This is a genomic window from Flammeovirga pacifica (assembly GCF_000807855.2).
GTDB lineage: Bacteria > Bacteroidota > Bacteroidia > Cytophagales > Flammeovirgaceae > Flammeovirga > Flammeovirga pacifica.
This window is the reverse complement of sequence record NZ_JRYR02000001.1, coordinates 1,220,684-1,236,191: the sequence shown is the minus strand read 5'-3', so window position 1 is coordinate 1,236,191 and position 15,508 is coordinate 1,220,684. Positions and strand designations below refer to the sequence as shown.

General features: G+C 34.0%; 6 protein-coding genes and 2 tRNA genes. All 8 read left to right on the top strand.

The genetic code is table 11. The annotated features are described in order from the left end of the window. Nucleotides 1–88 precede the first annotated feature (88 nt). Complete coding sequence (locus NH26_RS04945) at nt 89–3,091, top strand: golvesin C-terminal-like domain-containing protein (protein ID WP_052431955.1); 3,003 nt, start codon at nt 89–91, stop codon at nt 3,089–3,091. A 385-nt stretch (nt 3,092–3,476) separates the two neighbouring features. Beyond that, nucleotides 3,477–4,811 carry a dihydroorotase gene (locus tag NH26_RS04940; RefSeq protein WP_044222379.1) on the top strand — a complete coding sequence of 445 codons (1,335 nt, stop codon included), beginning with the start codon at nt 3,477–3,479 and terminating at the stop codon, nt 4,809–4,811. Nucleotides 4,812–5,005: 194 nt separating this feature from the next. Then, nucleotides 5,006–5,079, top strand: a tRNA-His gene (locus NH26_RS04935). 25 nt (nt 5,080–5,104) lie between these two features. Beyond that, a tRNA-His gene (locus NH26_RS04930) sits at nt 5,105–5,178 on the top strand. Between the two features lie 56 nt (nt 5,179–5,234). After that, nucleotides 5,235–6,413 (top strand): SusD/RagB family nutrient-binding outer membrane lipoprotein, encoded by a 1,179-nt coding sequence (locus NH26_RS04925; protein ID WP_084812064.1) that lies wholly within the window; start codon nt 5,235–5,237, stop codon nt 6,411–6,413. Between the two features lie 632 nt (nt 6,414–7,045). Then, nucleotides 7,046–10,123: a SusC/RagA family TonB-linked outer membrane protein gene (locus NH26_RS04920; protein ID WP_044222373.1), complete on the top strand. Its 3,078-nt coding sequence runs from the start codon at nt 7,046–7,048 to the stop codon at nt 10,121–10,123. A 55-nt stretch (nt 10,124–10,178) separates the two neighbouring features. After that, a complete protein-coding gene (locus NH26_RS04915; protein ID WP_044222371.1) occupies nt 10,179–11,822 on the top strand; it encodes a SusD/RagB family nutrient-binding outer membrane lipoprotein in 1,644 nt (547 codons plus the stop codon). Nucleotides 11,823–12,421: 599 nt separating this feature from the next. Beyond that, nucleotides 12,422–15,493, top strand: coding sequence for a SusC/RagA family TonB-linked outer membrane protein (locus tag NH26_RS04910; protein ID WP_044222368.1), 3,072 nt, complete (start codon nt 12,422–12,424; stop codon nt 15,491–15,493). Nucleotides 15,494–15,508: the final 15 nt, after the last annotated feature.

The window sequence follows — 15,508 nt, the reverse complement described above, 5'->3', positions numbered from 1 at the left end:
TGATTTAAAAATAAGATTCAGGTTTATATTGAATGTGGTTTGATCATCTAAATAGTATTCTTCTTATCTAACGCTTACTTTTTTGAAAATGAAAAGGATTTTTTCTGCCCTTTTGTTATTTTTTCCATTACTACTTATTGGACAATCTAAAAGCGATGTTACCAATAAGTTTAAGTCATATTTAGAAAAAGCAATAAATAAAGAATATCACTTTATTCCTGATACTTCAGCAAAATTAGAAACGGTTCAGATAGTACCTAAATCGAAGAAGATTAACTTTTTCCTTGGTAAACAATTTGAATATACTCCACTCAGAAATGAGGATGTTGAAGATATTTATTTTCAAGTGAGAAACATCTTAGGGAAAACATATCAAGAATATGATCTTAAGTTTTATGTAGGGAAATCTACTGAAAAAGAGAAAGTGAAAATTGCTCGTAAGAATAGGTGGCCGATTACACCAAAATGCGAGTTAAAAGATTTAGTACCCAATATATATCGCAATGATCATGATATTGATCTATCAAGAAATTTAATGCCATTACAAGATTCCAATAGAGTTCAATGGGTAAGTAGTATAGATAATATTCATTTTTCGAAGGGACTGGAGAATAAAAATATAGCATTATGGAATAGTCATGGATGGTATTACGAATCTTCTTTAAATAGATGGGAATGGCAAAGAGCCAGATTATTTCAAACCGTAGAAGATTTATTACCTACTTCTTTTGTGTTGCCATATTTAACACCCATGTTAGAAAAAGCAGGGGCTAGAGTAATATTACCAAGGGAAAGAGATACTCAGAAAACCTCCTTAGTGGTAGATAACGATGGGGATAGAAAAGGATACTCGGAACAAGGAACGGTCTTTGCCGGAGGTGAGGGTTTTCTAAATAAAATGATCTATAATGACAATGAAGAGCCCTTCACGATGGGTACTTATAGAAAGTTTAAACCTACCCACCATAAAAAAGAAGTGATTACTTGGAGTGCTCAATCAAAATTAAAAGGAGATTTTGCTGTTTACATCAGTTATGCCTCTTTAGAAAATGGTGTTTCCGATGCAAAATATACTGTTTATCATCAAGAACAGAAGAAAGAATTTATCGTTAATCAAAAGATCGGTGGAGGTACTTGGGTCTACTTAGGTACTTTTACTTTTAATGGTTCTGAGAATGAAAAAGTCACTTTATCAAGTCATTCTTTGGACAAAGGTGAAAATGTTATGATTACTGCAGATGCAGTGCGTTTTGGTGGTGGAATTGGTAATATACAGAGAGGGACTGCTACAAGTGGTAGACCTCGTTTTATGGAAGGTGCTAGGTATCATTTACAATATAGCGGGGCTCCAAAACATGTATTTACTCCAAACGAAAATGAAAACGATTATAAAGATGATTATCAATGCAGAGGAGAATGGGTCAATTGGTTAGTAGGAGCACCTTATGCTTTAAGCCCAGAAATAGCCTCTTCAGGTTTGAATTTGGATATAGATCTTGCCGTTGCTTTACATACTGATTCTGGAATTTCGGAATCAGACACTACGAAAGGTACTTTAATGATATATAGTACCACCAATATGAAAAAGGGAGAAGAATTTCCTTCAGGTCAGTCAAGATTTACAAACAGAGATTTAGCAGATATTGTACAAACTCAAATCGTAAATGATATTAGAGTTCTTCATGATTCTATCTGGAATAGAAGAGAACTATGGGATAGAAGATATAGTGAAGCCGTTTATACTAATGTTCCTTCCATACTTATAGAGTTGCTATCACATCAGAATTTTAAGGACATGCAATTTGCTTTGGACCCTAAATTTAGATTTGATGTGAGTCGTGCCATCTATAAAGGAATACTTAAATATCTAGCATATCAAAATGCAACAGAATATGTAGTAAGTCCTTTAAAACCTACACAATTTTCTGTTGAACTCGAAAAGTCAAAGGCTATACTAAAATGGAAACCTCAAGTAGATCCTCTAGAAGAATCAGCAAAGCCAACTTATTTTAAAGTGTATACACAAATCGGAAATAAAGGTTGGGATAATGGTCAAATTACAAAGGATTCGACTTTTCAATTAAAGGTAGAAAAAGGAAAACTATATCAGTTTAAGGTGACCGCCTTAAATGAGGGAGGGGAGAGTTTTTCGACAGAAGAATTGGCGTTAGCTGATTTTCATAACGATCCTGTGCTTATTGTCAATGCATTTGAAAGAATAGGAGGACCGAGTTCTATTGAAACGGATAACTATAAAGGTTTTACATCAGAAAATGAAGGTGTAGCAGATGGTGTTGATGTGAGTTTCACAGGGAAGCAATATGATTATAACCCAAAATCAGAATGGTTAGATGATGACACCCCTGGACATGGAGGAAGTTATGCAGATGCTGAAACTATATTAGTCAGGGGAAATACACACGACTTTACTAAAATACATGGAAAAGCATTATTCTATTATAAAAGATCTTTTGTATCAACAAGTAAAGCATCTGTTGAAAATGGTGCTATTGACCTTAATAGATATAAAATTATTGATGTATTATTAGGAGAGCAAAAGTCAACATTAAATCGTAAGACTAAATTGTATGACTATGAATGTTTTTCAATATCGTTTAGAGATAAATTGATCCAATTCTCAAGAAAAGAAGATAGTAGATTATTAATTACAGGTGCTTTTGTTGGCTCAGATTTGGTTTTTACCAATGAAGGTATTCATAAAGGGAGGAAACATAATGACGTGCTGTTTGCAACGAATAGTTTACATTTTAAAAGTAGGGGAGCACATGCTGATAGAACAGGAAATTTGGTAGCGACACATAAAAATTTCAAATCATTTAAAGATCTCACCTATGCAAAAAATATTGATACCCATTTATATGCAGTAGAGTCTGTGGATGCTTTAGATCCATCAGATACTTATGGGGCAGTAATTGGTAGATACTTAGGAAGTAATAAGAGTGCTGGTGTAGCCTATCAAAAAGAAAATCGAAGAGTAATTGTATTAGGTTTTCCTTTTGAAACAATCAATCATGAGGTAAAAAGGATTGAGGTGATGGGTGATATTCTTAAATTTTTTAATCAGATATAGAAAATTTGGCAATGTACACTAAGTATTACCTTATTAGTTTGGTCTAAAACTCATTAAAGAAATATTATTTGATAAAATGAATGATAGGTGAAATTATCATAGCTTAATTCATGAGTGATAATTCATTCATTTATCTTAAATTAGTGTTAATCTTGTTAAGATACATCAATTTTATAGCTTATGATAGCTATAGTGCCGTATTTATAATTAGTTAAAAGACAAATAGTTATGATACAACAGGAACGAAAAAGTTCTTTCCACTAATATAGACTAGACAAACAGACATTATAAAAGGCCTCAAATTGAGGTCTTTTTTTTATGCTTTTTTTTTAAAAAGGATCTTTTGGGATGTATCTTCGTGGAATCAAATATTAAACATAAGAATATGTCAAAGATTCTGATCAAAAACGCCCAGATGGTCAATGAGGGGCAAATCAAACAAACTGATGTTTTAATCAATGAAGGTAAGATTGAAAAAATCGCAGCTTCTATTTCTCACAACGGAGAAAAATTGATTGATGCTAATGGGAAATACCTATTACCAGGATTAATTGATGATCAAGTTCATTTTAGAGAGCCTGGCTTAACTCAAAAAGCAAATATTCAAACAGAATCTAGAGCTGCAGTAGCAGGGGGTGTAACTTCATTTATGGAGATGCCTAATACGAAACCTCCAACAACAACAATTGAAAAATTGGAAGAAAAGTATGCTATTGCTAAGGAGACTTCATTAGCAAATTACTCTTTTTATATTGGAGCTTCTAACGATAATTTAGAAGAGGTTTTAAAGGCTGATCCTAAAAATGTTTGTGGGATAAAAGTCTTTATGGGTTCTTCTACTGGAAATATGTTAGTGGATAATGAGGAAACACTTGCTAACCTTTTCCAAAAGGCACAAATGATCATTGCATCACACTGTGAGGATGATCCTATGATTGCAGAGAATCTTGAAAAATATATAGAGAAATATGGTGAAGATATTCCTATGGAATGTCATCCAGAAATTAGAAGTGCAGAAGCTTGTTATTCGTCTTCTTCTAAAGCAGTTGCATTAGCAAGAAAGCACGGTGCTCGTTTACATATTCTTCATATCTCTACAGCGAAAGAGCTGGAGTTATTCGACAATGATATTCCATTGAAGGATAAGAAAATAACCTCAGAGGCATGCGTACATCACATGTGGTTCTCTGATGAAGATTATAAGAAGAAAGGAGCATTTATTAAGTGGAATCCTGCTGTAAAAACAAAAGCAGATGGCGAAGGTGTTCTAGCTGGTGTTCTAAATGATAAGATTGATGTAATAGCAACGGATCATGCACCTCATACATTAGAAGAGAAAAGTAATAAATATAATAGTGCACCTTCTGGAGGTCCATTAGTACAACATTCATTACAAGTTCTTTTTGATTTCCATAAACAAGGAAAAATTTCTTTAGAGAAGATCGTTGAAAAAGCATGTCATAATCCTGCTATTTTATTTGATGTAGAGAAAAGAGGGTACATTAAAGAAGGATATTGGGCAGATTTAGTTTTAGTAGACCCTAATCAATCTCATGAAGTAAATAAAGAAAGTTTACACTACAAATGTGGATGGTCTCCTTTTGAAGGTCATACTTTCTCTTCAAGTATCACACACACGATTGTTTCTGGACATTTAGCTTTTGAAAATGGTCAATTTAATGATAGTGTAAAAGGACAAAGATTGACATTTGAAAGATAATTAATCTGAGATTGTCAATAAAAAGTGTTTAAAATAAGACATGTTTGATGCGAGAAATAAGCATTAAACATGTTTTTTTTATATTTATTTCCTTTAAAAACAGATGATTGTATCTTATTTGAATTCATTTGCGAAATAAGATTAGGAAAAAGAAGGTGAATTATGTTACCTTTGCACAGCAAAAAAACAAAATGGCGATTGTAGCTCAGTTGGTTAGAGCACCGGTTTGTGGTTCCGGGGGCCGTGGGTTCGAATCCCATCATTCGCCCAAGTTTTTGTTTTTGTATGCAATGGCGATTGTAGCTCAGTTGGTTAGAGCACCGGTTTGTGGTTCCGGGGGCCGTGGGTTCGAATCCCATCATTCGCCCAAAGAAACACTAGATTAAGGTCTAGTGTTTTTTTTTTGCTTAATTTTTTGAAAATATCCCATATTCTGAGGCTTTTAAAAATGATATCAGCCAACCTAAATATGATACTCAAAATCAAGTATATTTTACTGTATTTAAACTATTAGAAGAGGCAAATGAGCTTCTAAAAGAAGGAGCTATTGATGGTGGCGCTGATTTGATATATCAAGGTAGAGCTAATCAATGGAGAAAATTAGCCAACTCATTAATGGCAAGATATTATACTCGATTGAATAAAGTGAATACGTTTGAGGCAGGGTTTGAAATTGATGTGACAGGTGGACTTAAAAAGATATTTGGAAATCCTGCCGACTATCCCATGTTTGAAAGTAATGAAGACGATGCACAACTAATGTATACAGGTTCACAGCCCTATGTTCATCCTTTTTATTCGAACAGATACTTAGACAATAGAGAAGATTTTGCCGTTTCAAAAAACTTGGTTGATCTATTACAAATTAAAGATGCTAACGATAATATCAGTTTTATTGATAAGCGTTTGTATGTATATGCAAAACCAACACCTCAATCTATGGATGAGGAGGAAAATATTCCAGTAGAATATGTGGGTCAGATTAATGGAGCAACAGCACCTCCTGCATTAGCAACAATTTCTAGAATAGGTAATATTTTTAGAGATCAGCCTGCTGGTAAATCTTTTTGGATGACTTATTCAGAGTTACAATTTATAAAAGCTGAAGCAGCTTTGAATGGTATTACAGACGTAGGAGGTTCGCCACAGTTTTTTATTGAAGAAGGTATTACATCTTCTTTTATGAAACAGTTTTCAGAAGCTTCTGCATATCAAGCTCCAATTGTACCTGTAAATGGTCATGAAATTAAAACAGTAGCAGAAGATGCAGCAGAAGTGATTGCTCGATTGGATTACTCTAAAGAAGGAGGAATCATAAGAGTGATTATGGAACAGAAATACATTTCTATTTTTTCTAATGGTATTGAAGGATATGCAGAATTAAGAAGAACAGGATGGCCTGCTATTGATGTAGTAGAAGGTGGTAGAAAATGGCCAGGAAAGGGATTGCCAAACCGTTTTCCATATCCTATTTCAGAATCAAGAACAAATTCAGCAAATTATAATAAAGCTGTAAATGACTTAAATATTGAACAAGGAAATTTAATTTATGGTGGTAAAATGTGGTTCACAAATAACACCGATATCAATTATAAGAATTAGTTTTATTCAATTGGTTTAGATTAAAAAAGTTACCTCTTTTGAGGTGACTTTTTTTTTGACTAATTTTTATAGTTGTATGGATTTCTTAATTCTATCGTGAATTTTGAAAATAATAGGGGTATTGTTGTGATTTCTTCATCAAAAAGATGAAATAAGTATAATTATGACATTTAATAGATTTTTCTGATGTTAATCAAATGTTACATGGTGTTATGAGTAGTTAAATAGAGGTGATAATCATCGTATAACATTAAATTAAGTTAAGTGATTTGAACTAAAAATATTCTTTGTCGTATCCTTGCGACTATAAAAAAACTAAAAACCAATTCGATTAATGAAATGTTAGTTACCTGACATTTTTATAAATCAAAAATTTTAATAAAAAACTAAAACAAAATCAACCTGTTTACAGGCTATTTATATGAGTAATTTTTAGAACTAAAACCTGCTAAAAAACTCAAAAGAAACTTATTATTTATCTTATGCTAAATCTCCTACATTTTGAATGGCTGATCACTCATAACTTTTGCCATTTTAAATTATGTATGTAAAAACTAGCTAAATATAAGTACAACTCGATCTTGGAGATGGACTCCAATTATTTATAAACCAATTAATTATTTACTATTAACATGAAAAGAGTTTTATTATTCTTCTCTTTGACTTTGTGTACAATCGCAAACTTGTATGCTCAGGATAAGAAAGTAAGTGGGGTAGTATCCGATGCCTCAGGAGAATCTCTACCTGGTGCTACCGTAATGGTAGTAGGAACAACAGTAGGTGCTGTAACTGACTTTGAAGGTAAATTTACTATTGCTTTACCTGAAGTAAGCGAAACACTGGAAGTGAGACTTATCGGTTATGCTAGCCAACAAGTAGCAATTGGTACGCAAACTGTAATCAATTTTATCTTAGAAGAAGATTCTCAAGAACTAGAAGAAGTTGTGGTAACGGCTTTGGGAATGGAAAAAGATAAAAAATCACTAGGTTACTCAGTTACAGAGGTAAAAGGAGAAAACCTTAAATCAGGAGATAATGATATTTTAGGTGCATTAAACGGACAAGTTGCTGGTGTACAAGTAACTTCTTCTTCTGGAGCTGTAGGTTCATCATCTCGTGTAGTTATTCGTGGTAACTCATCTTTAACAGGTGATAACCAACCGTTATATGTAATTGACGGAGTGCCAGTGGATAATACTTATAACTCAGGTAACACATCTTCAGGTGGTGCTGACTTCGGTTCACCAATCTCAGATTTGAACCCTGATGATATTGAATCGATGACGGTTCTTAAAGGACCAAACGCAGCCGCTTTATATGGTTCAAGAGCCGTGAACGGTGCGATTATCGTGACAACTAAAAAAGGTAAAGGAGCTAAAGGTTTAGGTATTACATTATCAAACACTACTACTTTCCAAACACCTTTAATCTTACCAAATTATCAAAATGAGTATGGTCAAGGTATGAATGGCGAATTCTCATTTGTGGATGGTAAAGGTAATGGTATTCATGATGGTTTTGACGAATCTTGGGGACCAAGATTAGATGCTGGTTATATGGCAACTCAATTCTTTTCTAATGGAGAAGCGGTTGAAATGACATCTAGTCCTAATAACGTAAGGGATTTCTTCGAAACAGGTCATGTTTCAACAACAAATTTAGCTATTGCACATGGTACTGATGATACAAACTTGAGATTCTCATTAATGTATTCTGATCAAAAAGGTATGGTGCCAAATACTGGTTTAAATAACATTAGTACTTCAATGGCTGTTGGTCATAAGATTAATGATAAACTTAGATTTGATGCGAAAGCAACTTACTCTAACAGATCATCAGATAACTTACCATCACAAGGTTATGGTGCAAACAACGTAATGCAACAATTCGTTTGGTTCGGTCGTCAAGTGGATACTAACCAATTGAAAGATTATAAGAAAGCAGATGGTACTCCATATAACTGGAACTATAACTACCACGATAACCCGTATTGGATTGTGAATGAAAACACAAACTCACAGCGTCGTGATCGTATGAATGGTTATGCTTCAATGAAATATAACTTTACTGATTTCTTAAGTTTACAAGTGAAGGGCGGTACTGATTTTTATTCTGAAAATCGTATGTCAAGAACAGCAAAACACTCTATCAACAACCCTACAGGTGGATTTGTTGAAGAAAACTATTTTGTGAACGAATCAAACTTTGATTTCTTGTTATCATTCTCAAAAGACTTTGGTCAAGATTGGAATATCTCAGCTAATGCAGGTGGTAACAACATGTATAAGAGTTATAAAAGAGATGCAATGACAGTGACTGGTCTTGCTACAGCAGGTATTTATACTCCAGCTAACGCAGTAGGTCAAGTAGGAGCAGAAACATACTTCGAAGAGCAAGTAATTAACTCATTATATGCTACAGCAGCAGTAGGGTTTAGAGATTACTTATTCTTAGACTTATCAGTTCGTAATGACTGGTCTTCAACACTTCCAGCAATGAATGATAGTTTCTTGTATCCATCAATTAACTTATCATATGTATTCTCAGAGCAGTTTGATTTACCAAACTTTATCTCAAATGGTAAAGTAAGAGGTGGTTGGGCACAAGTAGGTGCAGCAGCTAACCCTTATATGCTTATGAACACTTATGGTTCTCCACTTCCTTGGGATGGTAATCCAATGTTTAAGTATGGTGATATCCAATCTAACCCTAACTTAAGACCAGAGACTACAAACTCATGGGAAACTGGTTTAGAGATGGCGTTCTTAAATAATAGAATCGGTTTTGAAGCTGTATACTATCAAAAGAACACCTATGATCAAATTGTAAATGCCGATGTATCAGCATCTTCAGGTTATAGATATACTACTATTAACGCTGGTGAAATAGAAAACAAAGGTTTTGAATTTATGATCTATGCAACACCAATACAAACAACAGATTTTAAATGGGATGTTTCATTCAACTTTACGAAAAACATCAACACAGTAAAATCATTGGCTGATGGAGTAGATTCATTCATTCTTGGTGAGTATTGGGGTTTAACTACTGAAGCTCGTCCGGGTGAACCAATGGGTACTCTTTATGGTATCAAATACCAAAGATCTCCAGAAGGTGATATTATTGTGAATGAACAAGGTATCCCAATGAGAGAATCAGAAAAATCTGCTTTAGGTGATATTAACCCAGATTGGAGAGGTGGTATTAGAAACTCATTCTCTTATAAAAACTTCGTATTCTCAGCATTGATTGATATGTCGTTTGGTGGTAGCATCTTCTCTGTAACAAACATGTTTGGTGAATACGCAGGTGTACTTGATGTAACTGCTGTAAATAGAGAAGCAGGTAGAACTGTAGGTGTTGTTCCTGATGGCAACGGTGGATATAAGAAAAACGAAGTTGCTGTTGATGCAATGACTTATTATCAATCACTATATGGTATCCATGAAGAGTATGTTTATGACGCTTCATATATCAGATTAGCTCAATTATCAATTGGATACAGATTACCACAAGAATGGTTAGGAAAATCTGGTATTAAAGGAGCTACATTCTCATTAGTAGGTAATGATCTTTGGATGATGTATAAAAATGCTCCAAATATTGACCCTCAAGCTGGTTTTGGTGCAGGTATGTCAGGTCAAGGTTTTGAATTTGGTCAATTACCAACATCAAGAAGCTTTGGATTTGATATCAAATTGCAATTCTAATAACAAGACTTACCTCATCTAGGAAGTATAGTACTTCCTTCAAAAGAAATCAATTATGAAAAAATATATAAAATATATTTACGCAGTGGTTATCGCTTTTACTTTAACCTCATGCTTTAAGAATTTTGATGAATTACGTGAGAATCCAAACTATCCTTCTCATGTAGAACCTGAAAGTTTGTTTGCTAACGTTTTGTTCTCAAGTACAGGTGGTGGATATGGTATCCAAGGTCAGTATTTTAACTTAACTGCCGCAGGTATTTGGTCTCAGCATTTTTCTAAAATCCAATATTTAGACGAGGATTGGTATGAGTACCGTCCGTCTGTAATGGATGAAATCTGGAAAAGATTATATGCAGGTATTACAAATTCTGGATCTACGCCAAACATGGCAGGTTTACATGATCTTGAACTTGGTTTAAAAGCAGCTCGTGAAAGATTAGCTATTGCTGAAGAAACAGGAGACGAAGGTCAGAAAAAAGACGCTCAAGCTTTGATAGGTGCAATGCAAACAACAAGAGCATATATCTTTCTTAACCTAGCGGATGCTTTTGGTGATATTCCTTATACTGAAGCAAACCAAACAATGGCTTTAGGATTTGAAATAACTAATTTCCAACCTGTTTATGATAACCAAGGTGATATTTACAAAGATCTTCTTGAGGAATTAGCAGAGGCGAATGATTTGTTAGCGAACAATGGTAAAATTGATTCTGGTACAGATTTAATTTACGGTGGTTCAACTACAAAGTGGCAAAGATTAGCTAATTCATTAGCAGCTAGAATCTACATTAGAATGAGTTACACTGACCAAGCATTTGCTACTCAAGGTTTAACAGCTTTGTTTGGAGATGGTAACCGTCCTGTTTTTGAATCTAATTCAGATGATGCTGAGTTAAGATACCTTGGTTCTCAACCATACATGCACCCATTCTATTTCAATAGATATATTGATAATAGAGACGATTTTGCAGTATCAAAAAATACTGTAGATATGTTGAAAGAAAATAATGACAACCGTTTATACATTTATGCTCAACCTACTCCGGATTCAGATGAAAATGATCCTAAGTATGTTGGACAAGAAAACGGAGTTCCTCGTGATGAAATGCCTGTTTTAAGCTCTGTTTCTAGAATTGGTAACTTATTTAGAGATCAGCCTTCAGGAAAATCATTCTGGATGTCTTATTCTGAATTATTGTTTATCAAAGCTGAAGCTGCATACAGATTGGGAGTGCCTGTTGGTGCTTACAATACGCTAGTAGAGCAAGGCATTCAAGCGTCTTTTGAAAAGCACTATTCTGACATTGTAGATTACAATGCACCAGTGATTCCTGAAAATGGAGTGACTGTAGGAACAGCTTTAGAAGATGCTCAGATTGTAATTGATAAAGTGAATACAAGTGGAAAAGATCCTATGACAGTAATTATGGAGCAAAAATATTTAGCGCTATATACTAATGGTCCTGAAGCTTATGCTGAGTTGAGAAGAACTGGTTTACCTAGAATTTATTGGGTAAGAGGTGCAACTCAATACGAGCAAGGTTTACCAAATAGGTTCCCTTATCCGTTCTCAGAACAAACAACAAACTATACTAACTTCTCGAAAGCGTCAGAAGGTATCGATCAAACGGTATATGGTAAGAAAGTTTGGTTTGCTGAGAAATCACCAGAAATTGATTACATCATCAAGGACTAATTCATATAAGTTGAAAATAGTAAAATAAGAATCATAATTGTAATTAACCACTTTCCATTTTGGGAAGTGGTTTTTTGTTTTTTGTAGTTAAATAATTCAAAATATTTTTTTCTATTCTATTTTTGTAATTCGAAATAAATAAATCAAATTTCATTGTGTTTTTTATGTTGTATTGACTTTCAAGGACTGAATTGTTAAGGATCAATCTGTCAATGTATTATCTCTTGTTTTTTTATTTATAAAAAAAGTATCAGTGTTACTTAACGCTGATGAAGAATAACATTTTTTAAAGAAATAGTAACTTTCATTATATCAATTACTTATCTATTTCTTGCCTCTGAAAGGTATTTCTTGTTAGATGTTAAATGATTTTGGCTTTGTGATATGTACGTTGTTAAACTTGTAGTGTAATCAAAAAGGCGTACCTAGCTAAACTGTAACATTAAATCTGTGCTATAGTCAAATAAATAAATCTGTACCCTCGACTACATCATAACTTTTATAGAAAATCATAACTAAATCTACATAAATATTAATCTGTTTTAGACGGTATAATTACCGCCTATTTTTATCAATCAATCAATTTTTATACTATTATCATGAAAAAAGGAGTACTACAATTTCTCTTTTTCTTCTTGGGCTTGACTGTCATGTCTCTTGCTCAAGATAGAAGAATTGAGGGTGTTGTTATGGACGCGTCTGGAGAAACTCTTCCGGGGGCGACTGTAATGATAGAGGGAACAACAATTGGAGCTGTAACATCTTTTGATGGTTCTTTTCTGATTAATGCTGAAGAAACCTCAGAAAACTTAATAGTGAGACTTATTGGCTATCAAACACAAACAGTAGCTATTGGAACTCGAACAGTTTTTGAATTTGTAATGAAAGAGGATGTGGAACAATTAGAAGAAGTAGTTGTGACCGCTTTGGGTATTGAGAAAGATAAAAAATCTTTAGGTTATTCTGTTTCAGAAGTAAAAGGGGATGACTTAAAAGGCTCTGATAACAATGTTCTCAATAATTTAAATGGAAAAGTAGCTGGGGTGATGGTCAACTCATCTTCGGGAGCTCCGGGTGCATCTTCTAGAATAACTATTCGTGGAAATTCGTCATTAACTGGTAATAATCAGCCTTTATTTATTATTGATGGTGTTCCTGTAGATAACTCTTACAACTCAGGGAATACAGCAAGTGGGGGGACCGATTTTGGTTCTCCAATCAATGACATTAACCCTGATGATATTGAGTCGATGACTGTTTTAAAAGGACCAAATGCAGCAGCATTATATGGTTCAAGAGCTCAAAACGGAGCAATTGTAATCACTACAAAATCAGGTAAAGGTTCTGAAGGATTAGGAGTTTCATTATCGAATACAACTACTTTTCAAAAGCCTTTAATTCTACCAAATTATCAGAATGAATATGGGCAGGGTTTAAATGGTCAGTTTTCTTTTGTTGATGGAGCAAATGGTGGTACTTATGATGGTGTAGATGAATCATGGGGGCCAAAATTAGATGCTGGTTTAATGATTCCCCAATTCTTTTCAAATGGAGAATCAGTTCCTTGGGTGTCTAACCCTAATAATGTTGAAGACTTCTTCGAAACAGGACATGTGTCTACTACAAATTTATCGATTCAAAATGCCACGGATAAATCTCATGTGCGTTTTTCGATGATGTATTCAGACCAGAAAGGGATGGTACCAAATACTGGTTTGGAAAATTATTCTGCCTCTTTAAATTTTGGGCATAAAATTCATGAGAACTTGCAGTTTGATTCAAAAGTAACTTACTCTAGACGTTCTTCTGATAACTTACCTGCACAGGGTTATGGCGAGAATAACGTGATGCAACAATTTGTTTGGTTTGGTCGTCAGGTAGATACGAATATGCTGAAGGATTATAAAAAACCTGATGGAACCCCTTATAACTGGAACTATAATTATCATGATAACCCTTATTGGATTTTACACGAAAATACTAATTCTCAATTACGTGATAGAATTAACGGGTATGCTTCCTTAAAATGGAATATTACAGATTACCTTAATTTCAAAGTGAAAGGTGGTACTGATTTATATAACGAAAATCGTTTGTCTAAATCAGCTATGTATTCTATTAACGATCCGGATGGTGGATTTACAGAGTCGAATTACTTTGTGAATGAAACCAACTTTGATTTCTTATTCTCTTTTTCAAAGGATTTTGGAACTGATTGGAATGTGAATGCCAATTTTGGAGGGAACAATATGTACAGAGTGTATTCAAATAATTCTATGACCGCTTTTGGTTTAGCATCTCCGGGAGTATATACTCCAGCCAATGCAACGGGACAGGTAGAATCAACCACTTATTTTGAAGAGCAAATTATCAATTCATTATATGGTACTGCTTCTGTAGGTTTTAGAGATTTCTTGTTTGCCGATATATCTGTAAGAAACGATTGGTCATCTACTTTGCCAAGAGCTAATAATTCATTTTTATATCCATCCATCAACTTATCTTATGTCTTCTCAGAACATATGGATTTACCTCAGTGGATATCAAGTGGTAAGATTAGAGGAGGTTGGGCTGAAGTGGGTAATGGAGCATCTCCTTATTCAACATCCAATGTTTATGTATCTGGTTTGCCATACAATGGTTATCCTATGTTTAAATATGAAACAACACAGGCCAATCCTGATTTAAAACCTGAAACAACTCAATCTTGGGAAGTGGGATTGGATATGGGATTTTTTAATAACCGCTTAGGGTTTGAAGCAGCTTATTATGAGAAGTCAACTTATGATCAAATTGTACCAGCAGATGTATCTGCAGCTTCGGGTTATAGATATTCTTATATCAACGCCGGACAAATAGATAATAATGGTGTTGAATTAATGGTCTTTGCAACTCCTATACAAACAAATGATTTGACATGGGATATATCATTTAATTTCTCAAAAAATAAGAATGAAGTAGTTTCTCTTGCAGAAGGAGTAGATTCTTTTGTATTAGGTTCTTATTGGGGATTGACTACCGAAGCTAGGCCAGGGGAAGAGTTAGGTACTTTTTATGGTTATGGTTACCAAAGAGATGATCATGGAAATATCATGGTAGATGAAAACGGTTATGCCATGAAGACAGATGAGAAGGAAAAATTAGGATCAATCAATCCAGATTGGAGAGGAGGTATCCGAAATTCAGTATCCTATAAAAACTTTACATTATCGGCATTGATAGACATTTCTGTAGGAGGAGATATTTTCTCAGTAACTAATATGTTTGGTGAATATTCTGGTGTTTTAGATGTAACAGCAATAAATAGAGAAGGTGGTAGAATAACACCTGGTGTAGCTCCAGATGGTTCTACAAACGATAAAGTAGTACCAACTCAGGATTATTATCAATCACTTTATGGTATTCATGAAGAGTATATTTACGATGCTACCTATATTAAATTGGCTGAATTATCTATCGCTTATAATATACCATCAGCCTTTACTAATAAGTATGGAATAAAGGGTATGAGCGTCGCTTTTGTAGGTAATAACTTATGGATGATTCATAAAAATGCACCAAACATAGATCCTCAAGCAGGGTTTGGTACTGGACTAGATGGTCAAGGTTTTGAATTTGGCCAATTACCATCACCAAGAAGTTTTGGATTTAATATCAAAATGAATTTCTAAGGACCTCAATGAACA

Bases quoted from the DNA above. Each gene is read 5' to 3' on its own strand.
- NH26_RS04920 (WP_044222373.1), top strand. From the start codon at position 7,046: ATGAAAAGAGTTTTATTATTCTTCTCTTTGACTTTGTGTACAATCGCA.
- NH26_RS04915 (WP_044222371.1), top strand. From the start codon at position 10,179: ATGAAAAAATATATAAAATATATTTACGCAGTGGTTATCGCTTTTACT.
- NH26_RS04940 (WP_044222379.1), top strand. From the start codon at position 3,477: ATGTCAAAGATTCTGATCAAAAACGCCCAGATGGTCAATGAGGGGCAA.
- NH26_RS04945 (WP_052431955.1), top strand. From the start codon at position 89: ATGAAAAGGATTTTTTCTGCCCTTTTGTTATTTTTTCCATTACTACTT.
- NH26_RS04910 (WP_044222368.1), top strand. From the start codon at position 12,422: ATGAAAAAAGGAGTACTACAATTTCTCTTTTTCTTCTTGGGCTTGACT.